General features: G+C 66.1%; 24 protein-coding genes and 4 tRNA genes. 16 read left to right on the forward strand and 12 right to left on the reverse strand.

Annotation, left to right across the window (positions count from 1 at the left end):
• Positions 1-9: 9 nt before the first annotated feature.
• On the forward strand, positions 10-1,101 hold the full coding sequence (locus BN973_RS11980) for a glycosyltransferase family 4 protein (RefSeq protein ID WP_232232070.1): 1,092 nt from the start codon (positions 10-12) through the stop codon (positions 1,099-1,101).
• Here BN973_RS11980 and BN973_RS11985 read toward each other — a convergent pair.
• Positions 1,098-2,132 carry a polysaccharide deacetylase family protein gene (locus tag BN973_RS11985; protein WP_036468332.1) on the reverse strand — a complete coding sequence of 345 codons (1,035 nt, stop codon included), beginning with the start codon at positions 2,130-2,132 and terminating at the stop codon, positions 1,098-1,100. The two genes, BN973_RS11980 and BN973_RS11985, sit on opposite strands and share 4 nt — an antisense overlap.
• Before the next feature lie 136 nt (positions 2,133-2,268).
• On the opposite strand from BN973_RS11985, the gene BN973_RS11990 reads away from it, so the two are divergent.
• The 4 genes from BN973_RS11990 to BN973_RS12005 all read left to right on the forward strand — a co-directional run bounded on the left by BN973_RS11990 (position 2,269) and on the right by BN973_RS12005 (position 5,710).
• The gene (locus BN973_RS11990) at positions 2,269-2,601 is read left to right on the forward strand and encodes a DUF732 domain-containing protein (RefSeq protein WP_169718230.1); all 333 of its coding nucleotides are present in this window, start codon (positions 2,269-2,271) and stop codon (positions 2,599-2,601) included.
• Between the two features lie 203 nt (positions 2,602-2,804).
• Positions 2,805-4,748, forward strand: a complete 1,944-nt coding sequence (locus BN973_RS11995; protein WP_036468336.1) for a serine/threonine-protein kinase PknD — start codon at positions 2,805-2,807, stop codon at positions 4,746-4,748.
• Positions 4,749-4,817: 69 nt separating this feature from the next.
• Positions 4,818-5,291 (forward strand): GtrA family protein, encoded by a 474-nt coding sequence (locus tag BN973_RS12000; RefSeq protein ID WP_036468337.1) that lies wholly within the window; start codon positions 4,818-4,820, stop codon positions 5,289-5,291.
• Positions 5,292-5,356: 65 nt separating this feature from the next.
• A complete protein-coding gene (locus BN973_RS12005; RefSeq protein WP_036468339.1) occupies positions 5,357-5,710 on the forward strand; it encodes a VOC family protein in 354 nt (117 codons plus the stop codon).
• 13 nt (positions 5,711-5,723) lie between these two features.
• Here BN973_RS12005 and phoU read toward each other — a convergent pair whose 3' ends face one another.
• The 3 genes from phoU to BN973_RS31030 form a co-directional block, all read right to left on the reverse strand.
• Entirely contained in the window at positions 5,724-6,371 is a 648-nt protein-coding gene (phoU, locus tag BN973_RS12010) for a phosphate signaling complex protein PhoU (RefSeq protein ID WP_036468348.1), read from the reverse strand.
• A gap of 5 nt (positions 6,372-6,376) precedes the next feature.
• On the reverse strand, positions 6,377-6,685 hold the full coding sequence (locus tag BN973_RS12015) for a DUF3349 domain-containing protein (RefSeq protein WP_232232071.1): 309 nt from the start codon (positions 6,683-6,685) through the stop codon (positions 6,377-6,379).
• 688 nt (positions 6,686-7,373) lie between these two features.
• A complete protein-coding gene (locus BN973_RS31030; RefSeq protein WP_156959173.1) occupies positions 7,374-7,523 on the reverse strand; it encodes a hypothetical protein in 150 nt (49 codons plus the stop codon).
• 458 nt (positions 7,524-7,981) lie between these two features.
• Between BN973_RS31030 and BN973_RS12020 the strand changes: the two genes are divergently transcribed.
• The 3 genes from BN973_RS12020 to BN973_RS12030 all read left to right on the forward strand — a co-directional run bounded on the left by BN973_RS12020 (position 7,982) and on the right by BN973_RS12030 (position 10,590).
• Positions 7,982-8,302 (forward strand): hypothetical protein, encoded by a 321-nt coding sequence (locus BN973_RS12020; protein WP_407067590.1) that lies wholly within the window; start codon positions 7,982-7,984, stop codon positions 8,300-8,302.
• 12 nt (positions 8,303-8,314) lie between these two features.
• A complete protein-coding gene (locus tag BN973_RS12025; protein WP_036468351.1) occupies positions 8,315-9,985 on the forward strand; it encodes an alpha/beta hydrolase in 1,671 nt (556 codons plus the stop codon).
• Positions 9,986-10,101: 116 nt separating this feature from the next.
• On the forward strand, positions 10,102-10,590 hold the full coding sequence (locus BN973_RS12030; RefSeq protein ID WP_232232072.1) for a hypothetical protein: 489 nt from the start codon (positions 10,102-10,104) through the stop codon (positions 10,588-10,590).
• 21 nt (positions 10,591-10,611) lie between these two features.
• On the opposite strand, the gene BN973_RS12035 is transcribed toward BN973_RS12030, so the two are convergent.
• The 6 genes from BN973_RS12035 to BN973_RS12060 all read right to left on the reverse strand — a co-directional run bounded on the left by BN973_RS12035 (position 10,612) and on the right by BN973_RS12060 (position 12,298).
• The gene (locus tag BN973_RS12035) at positions 10,612-11,010 is read right to left on the reverse strand and encodes a hypothetical protein (RefSeq protein ID WP_036468355.1); all 399 of its coding nucleotides are present in this window, start codon (positions 11,008-11,010) and stop codon (positions 10,612-10,614) included.
• A 151-nt stretch (positions 11,011-11,161) separates the two neighbouring features.
• On the reverse strand, positions 11,162-11,557 hold the full coding sequence (locus tag BN973_RS12040; RefSeq protein WP_156959174.1) for a HicB family toxin-antitoxin system: 396 nt from the start codon (positions 11,555-11,557) through the stop codon (positions 11,162-11,164).
• Positions 11,554-11,754: a type II toxin-antitoxin system HicA family toxin gene (locus tag BN973_RS12045; RefSeq protein ID WP_036468359.1), complete on the reverse strand. Its 201-nt coding sequence runs from the start codon at positions 11,752-11,754 to the stop codon at positions 11,554-11,556. The genes BN973_RS12040 and BN973_RS12045 overlap by 4 nt, the downstream gene beginning before the upstream one ends.
• 281 nt (positions 11,755-12,035) lie before the next feature.
• Positions 12,036-12,110 (reverse strand) — tRNA-Val (locus tag BN973_RS12050).
• Positions 12,111-12,123: 13 nt separating this feature from the next.
• Positions 12,124-12,197 (reverse strand) — tRNA-Cys (locus BN973_RS12055).
• Between the two features lie 28 nt (positions 12,198-12,225).
• Positions 12,226-12,298, reverse strand: a tRNA-Gly gene (locus BN973_RS12060).
• A gap of 182 nt (positions 12,299-12,480) precedes the next feature.
• Between BN973_RS12060 and BN973_RS12065 the strand changes: the two genes are divergently transcribed.
• From BN973_RS12065 to BN973_RS12090, 6 genes are all read left to right on the forward strand, one after another.
• Positions 12,481-12,552 (forward strand) — tRNA-Val (locus BN973_RS12065).
• A 224-nt stretch (positions 12,553-12,776) separates the two neighbouring features.
• On the forward strand, positions 12,777-14,432 hold the full coding sequence (locus BN973_RS12070; RefSeq protein WP_169718229.1) for an MFS transporter: 1,656 nt from the start codon (positions 12,777-12,779) through the stop codon (positions 14,430-14,432).
• Entirely contained in the window at positions 14,429-15,694 is a 1,266-nt protein-coding gene (locus BN973_RS29920; protein WP_051641229.1) for an ATP-grasp domain-containing protein, read from the forward strand. The genes BN973_RS12070 and BN973_RS29920 overlap by 4 nt, the downstream gene beginning before the upstream one ends.
• 364 nt (positions 15,695-16,058) lie before the next feature.
• A complete protein-coding gene (locus tag BN973_RS12080; RefSeq protein ID WP_036468363.1) occupies positions 16,059-16,496 on the forward strand; it encodes an MmpS family transport accessory protein in 438 nt (145 codons plus the stop codon).
• Complete coding sequence (locus BN973_RS12085) at positions 16,493-19,348, forward strand: MMPL/RND family transporter (protein WP_051641230.1); 2,856 nt, start codon at positions 16,493-16,495, stop codon at positions 19,346-19,348. Before BN973_RS12080 ends, BN973_RS12085 begins: the two co-directional genes overlap by 4 nt.
• Positions 19,349-19,394: 46 nt before the next feature.
• Complete coding sequence (locus tag BN973_RS12090) at positions 19,395-20,006, forward strand: TetR/AcrR family transcriptional regulator (RefSeq protein ID WP_036468365.1); 612 nt, start codon at positions 19,395-19,397, stop codon at positions 20,004-20,006.
• A 2-nt stretch (positions 20,007-20,008) separates the two neighbouring features.
• Here the strand turns inward: BN973_RS12090 and espB are convergent, their stop codons facing one another.
• Both espB and BN973_RS12100 read right to left on the reverse strand, forming a co-directional pair.
• Positions 20,009-21,379 (reverse strand): EspB family ESX-1 secretion system-associated protein, encoded by a 1,371-nt coding sequence (espB, locus tag BN973_RS12095; protein WP_051641231.1) that lies wholly within the window; start codon positions 21,377-21,379, stop codon positions 20,009-20,011.
• Between the two features lie 162 nt (positions 21,380-21,541).
• The gene (locus tag BN973_RS12100; protein WP_036468369.1) at positions 21,542-22,180 is read right to left on the reverse strand and encodes a TetR/AcrR family transcriptional regulator; all 639 of its coding nucleotides are present in this window, start codon (positions 22,178-22,180) and stop codon (positions 21,542-21,544) included.
• A 123-nt stretch (positions 22,181-22,303) separates the two neighbouring features.
• On the opposite strand from BN973_RS12100, the gene BN973_RS12105 reads away from it, so the two are divergent.
• Positions 22,304-22,594, forward strand: a complete 291-nt coding sequence (locus BN973_RS12105; protein WP_036468371.1) for a hypothetical protein — start codon at positions 22,304-22,306, stop codon at positions 22,592-22,594.
• A gap of 83 nt (positions 22,595-22,677) precedes the next feature.
• Positions 22,678-23,505, forward strand: coding sequence for an enoyl-CoA hydratase/isomerase family protein (locus tag BN973_RS12110; protein ID WP_036468373.1), 828 nt, complete (start codon positions 22,678-22,680; stop codon positions 23,503-23,505).
• Positions 23,506-23,511 lie beyond the last annotated feature (6 nt).

Consider the following 23,511-nt stretch of genomic DNA (forward strand, 5'->3'; position numbering starts at 1 on the left):
GGCACGCACGTGACGACGACAGCGCGCCATCCGATCCGGGTGCTGACGATCGGGAACGCCCCGGCGGGGCCCAACAGCCGCGGCGGCATGGCGACTATGATGCGCCTGCTGCTCGAGGACAACGATTCACGGTTCCGGATCCGCCTGGTGCCCACCTACATCGACGCCCCGCGGCCGACACAGCTATGGACCGGAATTGTGGGCATGCTCAAGGCATCCGCGCTGTTGTTGTTCGGCTTCGTCGACGTTCTTCACGTGCACTATTCGTGGCGCGGCAGCATCGTGCGCAAGGCGGTGCCGTTGTTCGTGGCCCGGCTGTGCGGTGTCCCGACCATCGTCCACAGCCACACCACGCACTTCTTCTCGTGGCTCGATGAACTGCCGCGGCCGGTGGGGCGCGCCGTACGCCGGGCGCTGCGTGCCGACTATTCGGTCGTGCTTGGCCAATTCCACGTGAAGCAGGCGTGCGACAGTCTGGGATTCGACGAATCCCGCATCCGAGTGCTCTACAACCCGGTGGTCGTGCCCGCCGTCGCACCTTCATCGCGCACCGGGCAGCCGATCCGCGCGGTAGCGCTTGGCAGGCTGGGCGAAAACAAGGGAAGTTACGACCTGGTGCGTGCGATCGGTATGTTGCCCAGCGACATTCGCGCCAAGCTGCGACTCACGCTGGCCGGCGACGGGGACGTGGAGCAGGTCCGCGACATCGTCCGGGCCGACGCACTCGACGAGACGATCGACGTCGTCGGCTGGGTCGGGCCCGAGGAGCGGGACCGGCTGTTGGCGGAGTCGGCGATCTTCGTGTTGCCCAGCTACAGCGAGGGCCTTCCGATGGCGGTGCTGGAAGCGATGGCCAATGGTGTGGTCCCGGTGACCACCGCGGTGGGCGCGATACCGGAGGTGGTCACCGACGGGGTCGACGGTGTGCTGGTTCGGCCCGGCGACGTTGCCCAGCTGGCGCGGGCGCTGCAGTCCCTCGTCGTCGATACCGAGCTGCGCGATCGGCTCGCCGCGGCCGCCTACGCGCGGGCGCGCGAATTCGATATCGCCCGCTGGCGGGAAGGCCTGCACGAGGTGTGGCTGGCGGCCGCGTCGCGCTAGCGGCGGGGAAGCCCGCCGGAGACCATCAGGCGGAAGTAGTCGAACGACGTATCGCTGCCCACCGCCAGTCGCGGCAGCGCCATCGGATCGCAGCGGCGGTCGGCGAAGCCCGGCGCGGTCGACAGCGCCCACCGCACGCCGCGGCCACGCAGCGCGTCCTGCGCGCGGGCGTCGAAATCCTGCGCGCGGCCGTTGGGGTAGGCGAAAATCGTTGGTGTTCGGCCGGTCTCACGTTCCAGAGCCGCACAGGACTCCGCGATTTCACGCTCGATCTTGTCGTCGCTGCAGCGGGACAGGATCGGATGCGTCACCGAGTGCGGATACAACGTCACCAGCCCGTCGGCGGCCATCTCGCGCGCGTCGGCCCAGGACAGCATCCGGAACGGACCCGCGTCGCGGCCCTCGCGCCAGCCCAGTGCGTCGACGACGTCGTCCAGCACCGCGATCCGTCGCGCGTCGTTCAGGTCTTTCAACCGCTGCACCACGGTGGCGTAGACCTTGCCGCGCTCGGCCGTGCCGGCAAGCGAACGCATACCCAGCCCCAGTGCGGTGAGATCGGCCTCGGTCGCGGTGGTGTGTGCGATCGCGAGCCAAAGCCGGTCGGGCCAAAGGGTTTCGCCGCTGCCCATCGGGCCCGTCGCCAGGAACACCGCCGCGGGCAGACCCAGCTCGCGCAGCACCGGGACGGCGTGTGTGGCGAGATTGCGGGTGCCGTCGTCGAAGGTGATCGCCATCGCGCGCGGCGGCAAACTCTGGGCCCAGAGCCGATCCAGCGCCTCCTCGAGCGGAAGGACGTTGAAGTGCTCGCGGATGTATTCGAGTTGACGGCGGTACATCGCCGAGTCCGCGACATGCCAGCACGCCGGCGACAGCGGTTCGTCTTCCACTCCGTGGTACATCATGATCCCGAGCACATCGCGGTGTCGCCGCCGGGCAAGCGCCGGTACTCCGGCGGCGCAAAGCATCCCGGCCGCGGCGTTCTTGATGGTCGTCCGGGTCGCGGGCGAGACGAGGTCGGTCAGGCGTGCCATTAATTTCCGAACTCTAGCGAGCCCGGCCGATCCGGCGTGGCAACTCCCGCCGCCGATTTTGCTACAGCCGGTCGCGAGGCCCGCCGTTTGCTTCCAGTTCACCTAGAAGTTGGAGGGTGAATCTATGCTCACACCCATGAAAACAGCACTAGCGGCGTCCTCCATCGCCCTGTCCGCACTGCTGTGTTCAGTGCCAGCAGTCGCCAACGCCGACCCGGAGCATACGCCGGAGTACATCTCCTACCTCGACCAGAACAACATCCATTACTCCAGCCACGAGACGATCGTCCACGTGGGAACAAACTTGTGCAATGAGCTGCGTAACAACCTCCTCCCACCGGATCAGGCCCTGCAGCGTATCCAGAACATGGGTTACACCCAGCAGCAGACGAAGATGATCGCCTTCGCCGCGGTCGAGGCGTTCTGCCCGGACATGGATATCGACGCCCAGAAGGCGCCCAAGTCCTAGACCGGCCACGCCGGGTCCGAGACCGTTCGTGACATCGCAGTCGCCGAACACCGCTTTCGGTGACGGTGATGTTATTTGCGTGAAAGTTTGCTGAGTGCGCGCATCCAATAGCCGTGTGGCGGAACCGGATACCCGAGCGGCCCCCCGACGGGCGGGCCGGGAGTTGACCTCCAAAGAAGTGCCCGCCTGGGTATGGTGAGCCGGTGGAGGGAAAGGAGTTTGGCCGCTATCGGCTCGTCGAGTTGATGGGCCGGGGCGACCTGGGGGAGGTGTGGCGCGCGTATGACACCGAGACCGCCGATCGCACCGCCGCGATCAAGCTACTTCCGCCACAGCTGGCCGCCGACCCCGCGATCGCGGAGCAGTTCCGTCGGGAAGCGGCCGCGGCGGCACGGCTGAACAATCCGCACATCGTTCCCATCCACGGCTACGGCGAAATCGGCGAGCAGCTGTATCTCGACATGGAGTTCATCGATGGGCGCAATCTGCAAGAAGTGTTGGCGGACGGGCCGATCGAGCCCGCTCGTGCGGTGCGGATCATCGGGCAAGTCGCGCAGGCGCTGCACGCCGCGCACGGGGTCGGGCTGGTGCACGGCGATGTGAAACCCTCCGACATCCTGCTTGATCGCGACGACTCCGCCTACCTGGTCGATCTCGGGCTCGCCCGGTTGGCGCCCTGGTACGAAACGCGATTGGCGAACTCCGACAAGGAGATCGCCAGTTGGCACTACATGGCGCCGGAGAGATCCGGGGCCCGCGAGGCCGACGCCCGCGCCGACATCTACTCGCTGGCTTGTGTCTTCTACGAATGCCTGACCGGACAGCCGCCCTTCGCCGGGGACACGTGGCTGTTCGCCGCGCATCTGAGCACCCCGCCGCCCCGGCCGTCCGCCAACCGACCCGGCGTGCCCCCGGGCCTCGACGCCGTCATCGCCACCGGCATGGCCAAAGATCCCGCCAACCGTTATGCGACCGCCATCGCGATGGCCGACGCCGCCCAGCACGCGATCGCCCCGCCCCCACTACGACGCAAGCAGGTTCCTAACATGGCCAAACACGCTGTGCCCGACGGACAGCCACCGCAACCGGAGCCGCTTCCCGCCGCGAACCGGCACGTCGCGCCCCCACCACCGCCCGTCACTTCGTATCTGGCGGTCGAAGCATCACCGGCCGAAGAGCCGTCGGACCTGGAACCGTTTAAGCAGCCGTGGCCCGACGAGGTCGAAACCTCGCCACGGCGCCCGTGGTGGCGGCGGCCGGTCATCGTGATTCCTGCCGCGTTGTTGACGGCGGCGGTCGTGGTGGTCGCGGTCGTCGTGATCGTCGTGAGGTTCGAGAGCGGCCGGACCAAGCAGGCCGCTGTCCACCACGACCCCGTATTCGGCCCGCAAATCACGTTGCCGTTCAACGGGCTTGGCCACCCTGCCGATGTCGAGGTGGACCCCGCCGGCAACGTCTACGTCGCCGACGACATGAACAATCGAGTGCTGAAGCTGGCGGCCGGGTCGAGCACGGTGGTGCAGCTTCCGTTCACCGGCCTCAACTCGCCCGAGGGCGTGGCGGGGGATAGCGCCGGAAACCTGTATGTCGCCGACACCAACAACAATCGGGTGCTCAAGCTGGCGGCCGGCACGAACACCCCGATTGTGCTGCCGTTCAACGGACTGCACCGTCCCCAGGGGGTGGCGACGGACGATGCGGGCGCGCTGTATCTCGCCGACACCGACGCCAACCGGGTGCTAGAGCTGACCCCCGGCTCGAACAGCCCGATCGAGCTGCCGTTCACCGGCCTCAACGGGCCCGAGGGGGTCGGGCTGGACAACGCCCGCAACGTCTACATCGCCGACTCGGGCAACAGCCGGGTGGTGAAGCTGGCGGCGGAGTCGGGCCGCCAGAGTGTGGTGCCGTTCAGCGGCCTGTTCAGACCCGGGGACCCGAGCGGTGTCGCGGTGGACAGCGGTGGTGACATCTTCGTCACCGACTACACCAACAATCGGGTGCTGAAGATGGAGGCCGGGACGGGCAGACAGAGCGTGCTCCCTTTCGTCGGCCTCAACCACCCCAGCGGCATCGCCGTAGACAAGGCCGTCAACATCTTCGTCACCGACTACACCGGTGACCGGGTCGTGAAGCTGCCCGCCGAGTGATGTGCCCGGCAAGCGAAGAGTTGGCCAACTGATCACGTGCCGGATACCCGGTCATGGCACGGTAGCCGCGTGACAGCCGAATCCCAGGTCAGCCGGATACGCGCGGTCGACCGATTTCACAAGTTCTGTGAAGCGGTCGTCAGCCGGCTTCCGTTCGGGCTGGGCTCGGTCATCGCCCCGACGTTCCTCGGCTTCTGCCTGATCAACGGCTTCACCTTCGGCGTCGATCTCACGCTGCTCACCACGTTGCGCGACGGGCTCGACCTTCCGGTGCCGGTTGCCGTGACCGTCTCCTACGCGTGCGCCTTCGCGCTGAGCTATGTGCTCAACCGCACCTTCAACTTTCAGTCCCACGGCGCGGTAGGTTCCCAGGTCGCCGTCTACGTCGTCGTGGTCGTGGTCAACTACCTGGCTTTCATCCTCGGGGTGACCACCCTGTTGTCGGCCCTCGGCGTGCAATACCAACTGTCGCGCATCGTCGCGGGCATGTGCGAAGCGGTGTACATGTACAGCGCGATGCGCTGGGTGGTCTTCCGCCGCTGACCCGCGGTGCCCGCTGTGCGATCGCTGCCTAGGGTAGAAGCGACTCAGTGCAGAGGAGGCACCCGTTGAGCGAGCACGAAGTGAAGATGATCATCCTGTCCACCGACGACCTGGACGAATCGATCCGGTTCTACAGCGAGACCCTGGGCATGCCACTGAAATTCCGCGACGGCGCCCACTTCGCCGCCCTCGACGGCGGGCCGATCACCCTCGCGTTGGCGACCGATGTGGACCATCCCATCCCCGGGCAGGTCGTCGTCGGTATCAAGACCGCCGATGTGGACGGTGCGGCCAAGGCGGTCGAGGCCAGCGGTGGCGGCATCGTGAAAGGTCCGTACGACGACGCCCACGAGCGTCGGGCCGTGGTCTACGACAACAAGGGCAACGGCGTGGTCTTCTACAAGCCGCTGGCTCGCTGACAACCGCGCGGCGTCACGGAGCGCGGTGGGATCCGTTGGCTTGGAAGATAACCCGCTGACCCACCATCACGGCGTGATCGGCGAACCGTTCGTAGTAGCGGCTCAGCAAAGTGACGTCGACCGCGGCGGCGACGGTGTGCGACCATTGCCGGTCCATCAGGATCGTGAACACGAGGCGGTGTAGCTCGTCCATCGCGTCGTCGTCGTCGGCGAGCTCGGCGGCTTGCTCTGGATTTCCGGACAGCACGACCTTCGTCGCACTCCGGCTGAGATCCACGGCGATGCGGCCCATTTCGACGAAGCAGGGCTTGATGTCGTCAGGGAGCGCGCCCGCGGGATGTCGCAGTCGGGCGGTGTCGGCGACATGCAGGGCCAGGGCGGCCATGCGGTAGATGTCGGCGACGTTTTGCAGGCTGCCCAGGATCGCCCGCAAGTCGGTGGCGACCGGGGCCTGCAGGAGCAGCAGGTTGTAGGCGTCGGTCTCGGTCTGGGCGACGCGGGCGACGAAGTCCGGGTGGGCACTGATCACGGTTTCGGCCCGGACGAGGTCCGCGTCCAGCAGGGCTTCGGTGGCCTGGGCCATCGCGGTGCCGCTGAGGTCGCACATGTCGGCGATGTTGTGGCTGAGCGCCTCGAGCTGGTGATGAAATGCGGTCCGCATGCGGACTAGCGGTTCGCGTCGGGAGGCCAGCCGATGGCCTCCAAGCGACGCTGTACGCGGTCGATCTCGTCGTCCGACGGCGGTTCGTCGGTGATTCGTGTGATGGCCGAACCGATTTCGGCCGTAGCGATTTGCAGGTCGCCGCGCTCGACAAGCGCAGCGGCCACCGCGGACACCTGTTCGTCGGTCAACCGGCGGCGAAGCACCGCCAACAGCGCGAAGCAATCAGTTGGGGGAACCCCTTCCGGGTAGCCCGCCCGCACGAACTCCACCATCTTCATCACCAAGTCGGCGAGATTGATCCTGAGACTCATGGGACGCGGATGCCACCGATTCGGCCGTCTAAACGTGAACGCTTTCCCACCAGACGGTTGCCGACGGTGCACAGCAAGGGCCGTGACCTGCCCTGTTGGGGTGGTGCCGTGGGATCTCGGCAAGAAGTCGCGAAAACGGCACGGGAATCGAGGCCGAAAGCTAGCATCGTTTAATGGCCGACGAGGCGGCCACCGGGAGGATCCTCGGTGGCCGCTTCACTTAATTTTTCGGCCGGCATCTCTTACCTATGCGCGGCGCTGCCGCCGAGTCTGCCTGTGTCCCAAGGCTATTGCAGTGGTCTTTAGTGGGTAGTCCCGATATTGCGGCTGGGCCCGGTACCACACATTCCGCCTCGGCGCACCGGGAAAATCGGGCGACCGCGAGAAATTCATATGTCTCCCGACCTGTGCTCGGTGACCGATCTTGATCTGTCGGGCGAATGACTCCGATTTCGCAGTTATCTGATCTTGATGACAGATTAATCTGATCTTGATTGCGCGCGATTGATCTTGATGGACGGCGAATTGACAAAACTGGATCGCCGCTAGTTGCTGGTCCATCGACCAGATCGCGGGCTCAGCGGGTTGACGTCGGCCGGCGGTTCGCCGATCGGATGGGTCGAACGCCTGGCGGACGGGAAAACTCGGGAGGGGAGTTTTGGCTCGCCGGTGCTGGTAGAGGCGCTAATTAGCGGGCGGAGTAGTGGTAGCCCAGCTTGGTCTGGCCGTCGGACGGGGAGTCGCAGGAGGAGCACTTGATTCCGCTCGCGTTGCCGGCGCACTCGCTGAAGCAACCGATGTTGCCGAGGCCGAAAACGAGCATGAATGCACCAATCATCGCCACAACTATTAGCGCTATCGTCTGCATTTCGCCCTCCCGCTGCAAACCTAATGATTTCCGCCCGGAGTACCCACAAACCTAAGACATCTAATCCGCCAAAATCAAGAAACTCCACCGACTTTGGCGTCGATCAATGGCAACCAAATAACGTCTTGATAAATCCGTAAGTCTGTCCGCATTGAGAAATCCATACCTCCGCGTTTGACGCTCTGGTAAATTCCGCAATATGTAATTCCCCAGGTCTGCGCTGAGCGGCGAATTCATACCTGCAGGCTCTTTTCAGGCCGATAGTTACAACTGTCGGCATGTAGAACGTGCTGGAGGCCGGTTGTGAGCATGCGGCGCAGTTTCCCCATGCGCCTTGTTGGTGAAGTGCGTTCCGCACGGCGGGTGCATACGCTCCGGCTAATGATGCAGGCCTGGGGCCTGTCACCAGCCGGGAGGGAGATCCGACGGTGTCTGACATCAATATCGATGTGGAGCAGCTGACGAGTTCGGGAAGGCAGGTGAGCGGTCACGCCGAGGACCTGGCGGCGGGGTTCCTGACGGCCGACAACCGGATCGAGGCGGCTCAGTACGGTTGGGCCGGCATTTCGGCGATGGCGCTGAGCGCCCGGGCGGCTCGCTGGCTGCCGGTGGCGCAGGCGTTGGTGGGCAGGGTGGGCGATCACGGGTTCGCGCTGCAAGACGCCGCGGTCGCGCATGCGGCGGCCGAGGCGCAACGCGCGCAGGCCCTTGCCGAGGTCGCTGGCGGTGCGGTCAGCGGTCGCGGCTGAGACCCGTGGGGCATGACCTTATCGGTCGCAGACATTGACCGGTGGAACGCCGAAGCGGTCCGCGAGGTGTTTCACGCGGCCTCCGCACGCTCGCAGAGCGCGCTGCGCACCTCCCGCGAGCTGGCGACGCTCTCGGTGTTCGCCACCTGGGAGGGAGCCTCCCGCGACGCCGCCGCGCACCAGAACGCCGGGATTCGGCAAGACCTCGACGCGCACGGGAACGAGGCGCTCGCCGTCGCCCGGGCCGCCGGGCAGGCCGCCGGCGGGATCGACAAGGTCAAGGCCGATCTCGCGACGCTGCGCGCGGACGCGGCCGCCGCCCGGCTACAGGTCGACGCCGCGACCAGTCAGGTGGTGGCGACTCCCCGATTGCGGTACACCGCGCTCGAATGGGCGACGATGCAGACGCGGCGCGCCGAACTGCAGATCCGCCTGAACGCGATCGTGGCCGAGGCCAACGGCGTAGACCAGGAGTTGGCGACCGCGATCAACATGGCCGACGGCGACGCGCCCATTCCGTCCGGGCCCCACGACAACCGGCCCGATGTGCAACAAGCACTGGAACGGCCGTTGCCGCAGGACCCCCAGCAGTTCGCCGACCTGTGGGACAAGCTCACGCCGGAGGAGAAGGACTGGCTCTACGGCCAGGACCACAACATCGGCAATCACCCCGGGATGCCCTGGGACCCCCCGGACCATCTCGGTAGGGACTACTACAACCGGCTTCATCTGCCCGAGCTGGCGCAGCAGGCGCAAACCGACGTCGACCGCTTGCAACAGCGCGTCGACGAACTGGCGGCCCAGATCTACATGGGCGATCACAGCGAGGCGACGACCGGCGAATACAACGCGCTCGCGCCGCAACTGCTGGCGGCCCGGCACAGCCGCGACGGCTACCAGGCGGTGCAGACCGCACTGAACCGCAACGACGGCGTGCGGCGCTACCTGGGCCTGATCGACAACCAGGGCCACGGCGCGGTGGCCATCGGTAATCCCGACTACGCCAAGCGCAATGCGATTTTGGTGCCCGGCACCGGCCAGGACCTCGCGGCCTTCGAAGGCAGCGACCTGAAATCGCTGGCGATGTACAACTCCGCGATGGCGGCCGACCCGGGCTTGCGGCCCGGCGATGTCGCGGTGACGACCTGGATGGGCTACGACCGCCCGATGGATCTCTTCGAGGCGGCGTGGCCCGATCGGGCTCGGGCGGGCGCGGGCGCGATGGACGCGTTCGAGAGCGGGCAGCGGGCGTCTCACGTCGGAGCGCCGTCGGTCGACACGGTGATCGGGCACAGTTACGGTTCCACGTTGGTCGGTGCGGCCGCCTCGGGCGGGCATCATCTCGACGCCGACAACGTCATCGCGGTCGGCAGCCCCGGGATGCTCGTCGAGCACGCCGGCGACCTGAGCCTGGATCCCGGCGCGAATGTCTATGCCATGCGGGCCCGCAATGACATCATCGAGTTGGTGACCGACATGACGCTGGGCCACGATCCCGCGGCCGACGACTTCGGTGCGACGCGGCTGTTCGCGGCTGCCGGACCGAGCAGCGACCCGCTGGGGCTGACGCCCAGCGTTGCGGCGCACAGCAGCTATTGGAGCGAGGGAAACCCGGCGCTGCTCAATCTGGGTGCCGTGATCGCCGGCGTTCCGCCGCCACAGGCCGGCGCCGGGGGAGGCTGAGCGTCATGAGGGTTTTCGCTGCCGTGTTGATCGTCATGCTCGTAGTCGCCTGTAGCCACGATCGCCCCCTGGGGCCGCCCACACCAACCGGCGCCACTCCGCTTGGAGGACCATCCATGGAAGCAACACCGCCACCCCCGCCCGGATACAAGCTCGAGCCCGTTGTCCCGAAAACCCAACAGCAGGCCCAGGATACGGTGATCGGCTACCTGAAGAAGACGCTGCAGGCGCTGGGGCCCGGGACGACGCTGGACGCCGGCCGCTACAGCGGTGGTGGGACGGTGCATCCGTGTAAGGATGTCGAAACCGGAACGCCGCCAATGGAATTCGCGACCAACGGTGACCTCACGCTGCCGCCGGGTACCGACACGAACACCATCGTGGCCAAGGCCGGCGACATCTGGAAGAGCTGGGGCTGGCAGGTCTACGAGCGCGACGGCTTCTACAAGCCCAACCGGTTCGGCTACGCCCCCGACGGTTACATCCTGCAGATCATCGCCCGGTACCAGCCCGGCTATGCCCCTACGCTGCAGGGGATTTCGCCGTGTTTTCCCGCCAACCTGCCCGCCGAGCGCAGCCCGTTCCCGACGATCCTGACCGGTTAGCGCGGTGCCAATGCCGCGGTCTTACGGCAGACCGAGTTTCGTTGCCTTCATGTCGAGATAGGGATGGGCCATGCCTGGGTCGACGCCGATTGCTTTGGACGCGGCCTGCGTGCCCTCGTCGCGGCGATGCGCAATGACGTGGGTGCGATCGTTCGGTGTTAGTGAATCGAACCACGCATCAAGCCTTTGACGGTCCTCCTCGAGCTTTGCCACCACCGATCCGTCGAGCTTCCAGGTCGAGGAACCGCTCCACGATGTTTCGTCGACGACCTCTTGCTGCTGCATCCCATGCTCTTTGACTTGGGCGAGAATGCGTTCAACGAACGCAGATATCAGTGATTGACGCGGGTTGTTCAGCAGGTTGACCCGATCGTGCAGGTTGAGCGTGTAAAACCACGACAGGTCTACGGGGTTGGGCATGGTTGAACGGTAGCCGACGGTCGGCCGGTCTTATTTACTCGAACCGCTCGGTGCGGGCAATGTCAAGCGATGATCGGCCCGGGGGTGGCGATTGCGCCGGAAGCCGTTGGCGTGCAGCGAATGTCCTTCGCCGCAACTCCTACCGCTCCGGTTAGGACGCCTTGACCTGCGCGAGTTGACTCACGCGTTGCGGCGACAGATCGAGCAGAGTGCCCGCGTCGCGCACTGTTACGCCGGCTCGCATGAGCGCCGCCGCGTAGGTGGCGGTGTCGCGCTGGGCCTTTTCGAGCTCGTGCGCAGCCCGTTCGCGGTGCTCGACAATGGAATGCGCCCGCGCTGCGATGTCGCCTAGGTCGGCCACGGCGATGCTGGTCACCTTGATCGCTACTTCGGTGAGGGGGGTTTCGGTGCTGATTGCGATCAAGCTGCGCGCCATGTCCTCGATTTCGTCGAGGCGGCGGGCTTGGGTGATTTGGGCGATTTCGGGAACGTCGATCATCCACCAGCGGCCGTCGCGGGTGACTTCGACCTTGTACTCGCGCATCACGCCTCCTCGCTGTTCCGTATCGCCTGATTGATCTTGCGGACCACGCCCGGGCTGATCGTGCGGTGGCTGTCGGGCACGGGCACCCACACGCCTGACGGGTGGGTCCATCGCGAATGGCGACCGTCCGTGCTGGTGCGGGTGAATCCGGCTGTCTTGAGCCTTTTGATGACCGACCGGGTGGGCTCCTCTTTCACCATGAGGATAGTCTAGTGCTCTAGACGTTTTCTAGTCAGGCAGGCTAGACAAAAAACATAGCAGCTCAGGGTAACTATCTGAGCGGATGTCGGGTGCACTGGCAGTCCCGGGCGGACGGGCCGGCGGCACCGGTCACCGGCGAAAGTGGTGGTCTCGCAGCGCGTTTGGTCGTCGAAAGCTAAGACGATCGCGTCGAAGGTGGCGGATTCTGCCGGGGTTAGGTATTTATTGGGCACGCCGCGCAGTCCACGGCTCTAAAAGAGTGTCTGACGTGCATCGAATGTGGTGCGCGATACTGGGATTGAACCAGTGACCTCTTCCGTGTCAGGGAAGCGCTCTCCCGCTGAGCTAATCGCGCTGGGAGAAAAATTTGGAGGTGGAGACGGGAATCGAACCCGTGTGCACGGCTTTGCAGGCCGTTGCCTCACCACTCGGCCACTCCACCGCTGGGATTGATGCCTCTTGCACCTTCGAGCGGATGACGGGATTCGAACCCGCGACCCTCACCTTGGCAAGGTGATGCGCTACCAACTGCGCTACATCCGCGCGCAACGAGCGAGATCGTCGCCCGGTGCGAAGGACGACGATAGTCCACCCACGCGGGCACACACAAATCTCTTGGCGCGTTGTCGCTCTAGGGTATAGCGCGGCCGCCGGGGGCGCGTATGAGGCGGGATCTGCGACGCCGGTTTCGTGCTACTCTTCTCCCTCGTTCGCCTCTCGGCGCCGGTCCCGTGGCTCAGTGGAAGAGCGTCCGCTTCACACGCGGAAGGTCGCTGGTTCGATCCCAGCCGGGACCACTCGCTATTTGCATGGACGCGGTGACGGCTGGGCGGGCCTGGGCTCGCGGCCAACGATGCCCAAAGCGCGTCAGCGCTGGAGTTCTTGCGGGGCCGTCCCGACCAGCTGATTCGCCCCGCGCCCCCGACCGCGAATCATTTGCTGGGGCGTCGGCACGGAGGTATAAAAAGCGTCGTGATGACGTCCGCGGCGCCGCGCCGCATCGGGTAAGACGATGGCCCGGGTGTATCGAGACGTCATTGGCGTCGCTGGGGCCCGGGCACTGATCGGGGCAAGCGCCGCCTCGGAAATCGGTAACTGGTTGTACAACGCCGCGCTGCTCGGCTACGTGTACAGCGCGACCCACTCGGCCGCCTGGGTTGGCGCCGCAACCGTCTGCCGTCTTCTCCCGTTGGTTTTGCTCGGCCCGTTCGGGGGGATCATCGCCGACCGCTACCGGCGGCGCACCGTACTGCTGGCCGGCGACTCCCTGCGCGTGCTGCTCATGGCGGCCCTGGCTGTGACGGTCGCAAGCGCCGGCCCGGTGACACTGGTTATCGCGTTGACCACCCTGGCGTCGGCCGCCGCCTGCGCCGAGAGGCCGGCCGCGATGGCGATCCTGCCACGCTTGGTCGGTGAGACTCGGCTCGGCCCGGCCAACGCGCTGCTGCATACGGTGCAGGACGTCGGAGTCCTGATCGGTCCGGCGGTCGGCGCGATCTTGCTCGCCGTGGCTCCCGCCTGGATCGCGTTCCTGGCGAACGGCGCCACGTTCGCGGTCTCTGCGTTGTTGATCTCGACCATTCATCCCGATCCGGCTCCAGTCGGCGAGCATGCGTCGGGGGGTCGGCTGGCCGGCGGGCTGCGGACGGTACACGCGACCCCGTTCGCGTGGTTGCTGATCGTGATTGTGGCGATGGTGGAATTCACCTACGGAGCCCAGACCGTGCAGCTCGTCGTCTACGCCACGCAGTCGCTTGGGCTCGGACGCGGCGGCTACGGTGTCCTGCTGGCGGCGGCGGGCGCCGGAGGGCTGGTAAGCGCGCTCGTCAACGGCCGGTTGTCCGTCAGCAGACAGGTATCGGTGATTGTGGTCGTCACCGGTTTGCTGGCGTGCGCCTCACAGCTGGCGTACGCCGGCGCGCAGGTGCTGACGATTGCGCTGGCGGTGACGGTGATCGCCAATGCCGCCCTGGTCTCGTGCGAGGTCGTCGGCGAGACGACGTTGGCGCGAATTGCCCCCCGCGACGCGCTCGGACGCGTGATCGGGATCTTCGACGCTGTCGGCATTGCCGGGATGATCGCGGGCGCAATCCTGGCGTCGGTTCTGCTGACGTTGACCTCGCTGCGGGCCAGCCTGCTGATCCTCGGCGCCGCCGCTGTGTTGATCACCCTGCTGTGCGGTCTTGGCCTGCGCGGACTCGATGCGCTCAGCGCGCGCCGCGCCGACGCGCTCACCTCCAGGATCAACGTCCTGCAAGGTCTCCCCGTCACGGCGGGAGCGCCGCGGATCGTCTTGGAGCAGCTCGCCGCGGCCGCACTGTTCTGCCCGCTGCCACCGGGGGTCGACGTCGTTGTCCAGGGAGCCCCGGCGCACGCGTTCTACGCCGTCGTAGCAGGCCGCGTCGTGGTGCACCGGGACGGCAGGGCCGTCGTGCATCTCGGTCCGGGTGACAGCTTCGGTGAACGTGGCCTGCTCGACCAGGCCCCGCGAAACGCCACCGTCACCACCGAGATGGACACCACGTTGCTGCGGGTGGAAGGCAACGTCCTGCTCCACGCTCTCGAGGCCGCGCCGAGCCTGCGACCCGCGCTGGATCTCAGCAGCACCGCGCCCGGAGTGCAGGTCCCGCCCGGCGAAACCGCGTTGGTGGACGACCCGCGATGGAGCGATGCGTGACCATCGACGGGCCCACCGTGGTCGTGGTCGGTGCCGGCTACGAGGGCAAGCGCCGCTGCTATGAGCGGCTCGTCGAACTTGGCGCGCGCCTGGTGATCGTCGACGAGCCGGGACACTGGTCCGAGTCGCTCGCCGGCCAGAGCGCCGGAATGCAGTGGGTCGCAGCGCCGTTCAGCGGTGACCCCGATGCCGACGCCGCGGCGACGCTTGCCGTCTTGGAGCGTTCGGGCGTTCGCGCCGATGGTGTTCTGACGTTCTGGGAGGGCCGGGTGTGCGATGCGGCGCGCGTGGCCGCGGCGCTGGGGTTGCCGGGTAACCCGCCCGAGGCGGTCGACGCGGCGCGCAGCAAGGTCCGCACCCGGGAGCTGTCCGCGCGGCTCGGGCTGCCCACACCGGCAGCTCAGCGCGTCCGATCCCTGGATGAGCTGTTTGCCGCCGCCGCGGACGTGGGGTTTCCCGCCGTCGTGAAACCGGAGTTCGGCGCGAGCGCAATGGGCTGCGTCAGAGTCGACGACTTCGAGTCGCTGCCAGGGGTGTACAAGCGCGTTCGCGCCATCGTGGCTCCCGAACACCGCGCGATATTCCGTGCCGGCAACGACCTGCTCCTCGAGCAGTACCTGGACGGCGTGGAGTTCGACGTCGACCTCGTCCTGCAGGATGGCACCTGCGTGTTCGCCAGCGTGTCCCAGAACTGGCCGACGGCTGAGCCCTCGTTCCAGGAGACCGGCCTGCACATCCCGCCGGACCACAACAAGGCGGCCGTGCGCAAACTCGTTGACCTGAGCGTGCAGACGGTTCGATCGTTCGGGTTCCGCCGCGGGGTGTTGCATGTGGAGGGCAAATGCACCAGTAGCGGCCCACGCGTGATCGAGGTGAACGCTCGGATGGGGGGCGCGAGGATCCACCAGATGGTCGAGGCGGTGTGGGGCGTCGACCTGATCGAAGCCCAGCTTCGTAGCTGTCTTGACCTGTGCCAAGCGGTCAAGCCGAGCCGTAAGCCCCGGTGCGCGGTTGTCAACGCGATCGTCTATGCCCCCGCCACCGGCCGCCTGGCAGAGCTGCCGTTCGCCGACGTTGCTCCCGACGCCGGCATGGGAGTCGAGTTGGACGTCTTTGGCCGGATCGGGCAGGACGTCGCCGGTCCCGACAACATCTTCGCGACGGCGCTAGCCGAGCTGACGATCAGCGGCAAGAACCTGCGGCACGCACGGTCGCGGGCCGCCCAGGTCTTACGCGACCCACCGCGAGTGCTCCCCACCTAACCTGCGGCCCGGACTTCCTTCGTCCCATAAACGCCTTCGTCAACCGAGGCTTCGGCCTCTACATCGCACCGGCGCTTCCGGATCATGCGCTCGCGGCCGAACTCCGGCACTTTCCCCAATTGTCTCGGCGCCTAAGGGGATTCACGCGCTTCACCGCCGCGGCCGCCGTTGCCCATGCATCGATGCCGGGCAACCCGTCTCGGCAGAGCGCTCCGCAATGCTGTACAGTTCTGAACTACCCAACTATGGAACTCAAGTTCCGTCAGCGGGTGCGGTCCGGCATGTCGACCTCGACGCGTGTGCCGACAACCCATGTTCGGTGTCGCGCGGCGCCTGTCGGTGGCCGTCAGAGGAGGGGATACGGGTGTATCAACTGTTCAAGAAGGCGTGGATACCGCTACTCCTTGTCGTCGTCGTCGCGCTTGGGGGATATGTGGTGCTGCGGGTCCGTGCCAGTTTCGGTGCCAACGCCCACGCGGCAAGCGCCGACGCGAACGCCCAAGATACGAAACCCTTCAACCCGAAACACATCACCTACGAGGTGACGGCCCCAGCGGGCGGCAGTGTCAGTGTCAACTACCTGGATGAAAATGGGCAACCCCACCTTGTCGAAAACGCCCCGCTGCCATGGTCGTACACCATCGTGACCACCCTGCCGTCGATGTCGGCCAACATCGTCGCCCAGGGTGACACCGGTATCCGCCACATTCGGTGCCGGGTCATCGTCGACGGCCAAGTCCGCGACGACCGCAGCCTCGACGAATACCAACCCTTCATCTACTGCTTGGTGAAATCTGTATGAGTAACGAGCCCGGCTCTCGCTCCCGCATCGCCCGCTTGATCCGCGTCCTGGCGGTGCCGATCATCCTGTTCTGGCTTCTCGTCGCGCTCGGCACCACGCTGTTCACCCCGGCGCTCGGCGAGGTGGCGGGCAAGCACTCGGTGCCGATGACGCCGCGGGACGCGACCGCCTTCAAAGACATGATGAACATCGGCCACAAGTTCCAGGAGTTCGACACCGACTCCTCGGCGATGGTCGTGCTGGAAGGCGACGACAAGCTGGGCGACAGTGCGCACGTCTTCTACAACAAGATCGTCGAGAAGCTCAAGGCCAGCAAGCATGTCCAGTTCCTCCAGGATTTCTGGAGCGACCCGCTGACCGCCGCCGGCTCCCAGAGCCCGGACGGCAAGGCCGCCTACGTGCAGGTCTTCCTCGACGGTGCCCAGGGCACCACGCCCGCCCACGCATCGGTCGCCGCGGTCCGCAAGATCGTCGCCGACGTCCCGCCACCCCCGGGCGTCAAGGCCTACGTGGCCGGCAACACCGCGCTCAATACCGACACACTGATCGCCGCGCACAACAGTATGGACCTGATGACGCTGGTCACGATCGGCGTCATCTTCGTGATGCTGCTGATCATCTACCGCTCGCTGAAGAACGCGATCCTTGCGTTGATACTGGTCCGCTTCGAGCTCTACGCCGCTGAAGGCATCGTGGCGACCGCGGGAAATCTGGACATCATCGGGCTTACCCCGTACGCCGTCAGCATGGTCACGATGCTGACCATCGCCACGGGAACCGACTATTTCATCTTCCTGCTGGGCCGCTATCACGAAGCCCGATCCCGCGGCGAAGATCGAGAACAGGCGTACTACAGCGCCTACAACGGCGTCGTGCACGTCATCCTGGGGTCGGGTCTGACAATCGTAGGCGCCTGCCTGTGCCTGACCGCGACCAAGCTTCCCTACTTCCAGACCATGGGCATCCCGTGCGCCATCGCCTTGGTGGTGACGATGCTGGCGGGCTTGACGCTGGCTCCCGCATTGCTCGCGGTCGCGTCCAAGTTCGGATTCTTCGATCCGAAACGTCAAGTGTCCGAACGGGGTTGGCGCAAAGTCGGCACCATGGTGACCAGGTGGCCGGTACCGATCATCGTCGTCACGTTCTTTATCGCTGTGATCGGTTTCGTCAGTCTGACGACCTACGTCCCGACCTACAACGACAAGAAGTTCACCCCGCCGGACATCGCGGCCAACGTCGCGCAGACGGCGGCCGAGCGACATTTCACCCCGGCGCGCATGAATCCGGAATTGCTGATGGTCGAAGCCGACCATGATCTGCGCGATCCGGCCGACATGCTGATCATCGACCGAATTGCCAAGAGCGTCTTCCATGAACGCGGCATAGGTCGGGTGCAAACCATCACCCGACCGCTGGGCGCGCCGATCGAGCACAGTTCGATCCCGTTCGTGATCGCCATGAACAGCTCCAGCACCCTGCAGACGGCGAAATTCATGAACGACAGCATGGCGTCGATGCTCGAGCAGGCCGACGAGATGGGCCGAACGATCGCGGTCATGCAGCACATGTACGGCGTCATGCAGCAGATCACCGCCACCACCCACAGTTTGGATCAGCGAACGCACGACCTGGTGGATACCACCAACGACCTGCGGGACCGCATCGCGGATTTCGACGACTTCTTCAGGCCGATTCGCAGCTATTTCTACTGGGAGAAACACTGCTTCGACATTCCCATGTGCTGGTCGTTCCGATCCATCTTCGATGCACTGGACGGCATCGACGAGATTTCCGACAAATTTGCCGGTCTCACAGTCGATTTCGACACCCTGGACCGGTTGATGCCGCAAATGCTCGCCGACTTTCCCAAGACCATCGAGTCGATGCAACGAATGCGCGACTACATGCTGTCCACCCACAGCTCCATGGCCGGCATTCAGCGTCATATGCAAGAGAACGCCGAAGGCTCGACGATGATGGGCAACTACTTCGACGAAGCCAAGAATGACGACAGCTTCTATCTGCCGCCGGAAGTGTTCAAAAACCCCGACTTCAAGCGCGGACTGAAAATGTTCGTGTCGCCCGACGGTAAGGCGGTCCGGTTCATCATCACCCACCAGGGCGACCCCGCCTCGGTGGACGGCATCCGGCACGTCCAGGGCATCAAGCAGGCCGTCGCCGACGCGATCAAGGGCACTCCCCTGGAGGCCGCGAAGGTGTCGCTGGCCGGCACCGCCTCGATGTACAGCGACATGCAGGACGGCGTGAAGATCGACCTGACGATCGCCGGCATCGCGACGCTGATCCTGATCTTTTCGATCATGCTGCTGATCACCCGCAGCTTGGTGGCATCCCTGGTGATCGTCGGTACGGTGCTGGCGTCGCTGGGCACCGCATGCGGTCTGTCCGTGCTGCTCTGGCAGGACATCCTCGGGGTGGGCTTGCAATGGATCGTGCTACCGCTGACGGTCATCATCTTGCTGGCCGTCGGGTCCGACTACAACTTGCTGCTCGTTTCCCGGCTTAAGGAAGAAATTCCGGCCGGGCTCAACACCGGCATCATCCGGGGCATGGGCGCTTCCGGCCGGGTGGTGACCGCGGCCGGCCTGATATTCGCTGCGACCATGGCGTCGATGATCGTCAGCGACCTGGTGGTGATCGGGCAGTTCGGCACCGCGATCGGGATGGGCCTACTCGTCGACACGTTCATCGTGCGGGCCTTCATGACGCCGGCGATCGCGGCCGCGCTGGGCCGCTGGTTCTGGTGGCCGCTGGACACGTTCAAGATGAGGAAGAAGGACCAACAGCCTGAGAGCGATACCGCTCCCATCCGGCAGCTGACAACGGTGTAGCGCATCCGGCGCGCAAAAGGGTGATATTTAGGCAGGTATCGCGCATATGAATGAGATGGAATTGAAGCTTCGCCAACGCACAGTTGGCAAGCTGGACCGATCCCGCGATCCTGCGATCCTCAACGCCGCTCTTGCCGCGCTGACCGAGAACGGCTACGACGCCACCAACATGGACGACATCGCCGCGCGCGCCGGCGTCGGCAAGGCCGCGATCTACCGGCGCTGGTCCTCGAAGGCGGCGTTGATCACCGACGTTCTCCTCTACTGGCGGCCCGATCTGCGCAACGACGACGTCCCCGACAGCGGCAGCTTGGCCGGCGACATGGAAGCCTTGATCGAACGCGCCGCACGCAATGACAACGAGTTGATCACCAACGACCTAGTGCTCCGCGTCGCCCTGGAAGGCACCCGTGACCCCGAGCTCGCCGCGGCTCTCGGCGATCTAATGCTGCTCAAGGGCACCCACATCGTCTCGATAATCCTGGCGCGCGCCGCGGCGCGCGGGGAAATCGCCGCCGACCGCGACTGGTCGCTGGTCGCCGACGTACTCAACGCGATGTGCCTGCTGCGAGTGCTCAACGGGCAAAGCGTCGACGCGGATTTCATCCGCCAGGTCATCGACACAATCGTGTTGCCTGCCCTGTGCACCGAGCGCTGAGTTCATGACGCCCGGCGCCGACCGATAACACCCTCGGTCCACGCCCGGTCCTCGGTGTACAGCGCCTCGCCGTCCTGCTGCACGCGCTTGCGCTGGCCGGCCTCTTGACCGTGGCCGGCAGGCGCGGCGCCCATCGGCATGCCCATGCCGCCGCCCTTGTTCAGCGCCGCGTATGCGGCCGGGATCGGGACACCTGTGCCCGAGGCCGCCGCGCCGGGCCGGGACATCGTCGCGGAATCTCCCGAGACCCGCGACGGCAGTTTCGGGATCGACGGCAGACCGGCGCCGCCGGCCCCGCCCGATGCCGGCTTGAGTCCCGGCCCCTTGGGCAGGTCGGGCACCACCTTGAGGTTCTTCTTCGAGGCCCCGGCCGACTGCGGATCGGTTGGCATCCCAGGCATTGCGCCCATCGGCATGCCGGGCATCGCGCCCCCGAGCGCAGGCAGCCCGCCGTCCGGCATCGGCAGAGGCTCCAGGCCGGGCCCGGGACCGGGCGCGGGCGGCACATCGATGTGGCAGGCGACCGGCGGCCGCGGCGGATTCACCGGCGCCAACGCCGCCCGCCGCTCGTATTCGGCCAACACCGCCTCCGACTTCGCCTGGTACTCGGCGTAGAGCCGTAGCAGCGACGGTTTGCCCCATCGTTCCCAGCCCGGTATCGACTGGTTCAAGATCCACCGCTCGTCGATCTGTTGCATCTGCGCGACGGTGGGGTGCTCGCTGACCGCCCAGCGGTGCGCGGCGACGAGGTTTCTTGCCTGGGTGGACAATTGGCCGCACAGTTTCGCCATCTGGTCCAACCAGTTCCGGTCCAGGTCGAAGTGCTGCTCTACGGTGGCACTCGCCTCGCCGTCCCACTCGGTGAACGGCCGGAACCGAAAGCTGGCCTGCGACAAGGTCCGCAGGTATGCCGCCCACTCGTCGGCGAAGTGCAGCAGAGACCTGCCCTGGTCGCCCCGCATCAGGGCCTTCGCCGCCTCCTTGACCGGGTAATAGGGGACGGGGTCCAGGCCCACCGGTGTAGCCGTGCTGGTCAGCATCGCCGGCGCCGCGTCGTGTTCGGCGTGCGCGGGCGCGGCCGCGGGCACGGGGGCGCCGGTGTCCAGCGCGTCGGCCGCGGTCTCGTCGGTCTCCGCGTAGGCCTTGGCCGCATTGCGCAGCGACTGCGCGAGTCGTGCGTGCTCGCGTTCGCCGGCCTGCAGGTAAATGCGCATGTTGTCGGCGGAGAAGGCGAGTTGCTGGGCCGCCTGAGTGGCCAGCTCGAGCGCGCACGGCGCCTGGCCGTTGTCGTCGGGCACGCCCTGGATCGGGGTCTCGAGCTCGTCGGCCCGGGCCATCAGCTCCCGGGATTCCACGTTCAGCGTCATTGTCATCGCGATTCGTCTCCTGGCTGCTTGCCGCGGTCGGTGTGGTTATCGCTTGATAACTTGATTAGAGGTTATCAGACGATAACCAGATGTCAAGGCGTGCGGGCAGCGCGGTGGACGACGGTCGAGTCAGTGCGAACGGACAGCGCCGGCGCGCAACTTTGCGAGCTAGACGCCGATGCTCGGACGGATGGTCTGGATATCCAAAGCGTCTGCGGCCGAACGTATTTCGGCCAGCCGGCTGGGGTCGGCCAACAGTCCGAGCATCGCGAACTCCAGGATCTCTTCCGGGTTCACCGCGAGCTGGGGTGTCAGCGCGTCGAACAGCGCCTGTAAGAGCCTGGAGGCCGATGTCGGGTCGATGGCTCGCACGTCGCCTTCGGCCTGTGCCGCTTGGACAAGCTCGGCGAGCGCCCGCTCGTTCTTGAGAGCCAGCTCCTGCTCGGCACCGAAGCCGTCCTGCCACAGGTCCGGTGTCGCGATGACCGACACGACTACCTCGGGCGAGGCATGCAGATGGTCGAGGGATTCCCGCAACATGCGGTGCAGCTTGACGACGGCCGGCACCGGCAGCGTCGCGAGCTCGTCGGCCAACTCACTCGGCCACTCCAGCGCGAGCCGGACCAGCGCCGCGAAGATGTCGCTTTTGGCCTTGAAGTGCTTGTAAAGGGCCGGCTGCTCGACGCCGACGGCGGCCGCGATGTCGCGGGTGGAGGTGGCGGCGTAGCCCTGCTTGGCGATGAGCTCGGCGGCGGCGCGCAGGATGCGAACCTTGGTCGGGCTCGGGTGCTTCGCAGCGGCGGGCATGTGGCTGAGGTTAGCCCGCCGTGCCATTTCACCCGCGGCGACACCTACCCGTTTACGCCGGGCGCGTGACGACAACAATGAGAGAACACGAGCGTCAGACCCAGACACCTAGAGGAGCAGACGATGAGTAACCAGGAAGGGATCGGCATCCTGAAACTCGAGTGCCCGCAAAGCCATCCCGTCGGCCGAATTCTCAAGGAAGCCCCCCACCAGCAGGTCGTCTACGACCCGGGGGTCCAGGTCGGGCCGCGCCGCTTCTGGCCCGACGAACAGGATCAGCCGCGGTTCACCACCCGCTGCGCCCAATGTGACCGCGCCGTGGGGGACGACTCGACGGCCCTGCAGGACAAGCATCGCAACCTGGTCATGAGCATGTCGGAGACCAGCGAGGTCGCCACCCTGCCGTTCGTCTAGCGCCTCTCGCGCATACTGTAAGAGTTTCAGTAGCGAGCCCGCGGCGCCCTGTGTCTCGACGGCGCCGACTCGAGAGGAGCCCCGTGGCGCAGACCCCGACGACACCGCTGCCCCCGGACGGGGATTGGCTGGGCACCCCGTATCTGCGGTTCGAGCGCCAGGGGCCGATCGCGGTGTGCACGATCGACCGTCCCGAGGCGCGCAACGCCCTGACGCCCGCGATGTACTTCGGAATCCGTTACGCCGTAGGCCTTGTCAACGGAGACCCCGGGCTGGCCGGGCTGTTGATCACCGGCACCGGGGACGTCTTCGCGCCGGGCGGTGATATGACCGGCGGGGGAGGCGCCGACGACTGGATCACCTTCGGGGCCGCACTCGGGATGGATGTCACGCCGTTCGACGCCGTGCGGACCTCGGCCAAGCCGATCGTCGCCGCGGTCAACGGGCTATGCCAGGGCGGCGGCATGCAGATCGCGCTGTGCAGCGACGTGTCGGTGGTCAGCGAGCGCGCGACCTTCCGCGTTCCCGAGCTGTTCCGCGGCTACGCCGACACCTATTACAGCCAGATGCTGCTGCGCCTGGTCGGACCGGTACGCACCCGCGACCTGATGTTCACCGGCCGGGTGCTCACCGCGGCCGAAGCGCTGGACTGGGGCCTGGTGACCAGGGTGGTGCCGCACGACGATCTGCTGGCCACCGCCCGCGACCTGCTCGCGCAAAGCTGCCGGACCGCGCCACGCGCCCGCAACGTCATCAAATCCAGCATCGACAGCTATCTGGGTCTGTACGACCGTATCGGCATGACCGGCAGCCTGTTGGACGCCGAGGCGCGTGAGGGGGTGCGGGCCTTCAAGGAGCGACGCTCGCCGGACTGGGTGCACCCGGAGTTGCGGACCCAGGGACGGCTGTGAGGCGGA

The organism is Mycobacterium triplex (genome assembly GCF_000689255.1).
Taxonomy (GTDB): domain Bacteria; phylum Actinomycetota; class Actinomycetes; order Mycobacteriales; family Mycobacteriaceae; genus Mycobacterium; species Mycobacterium triplex.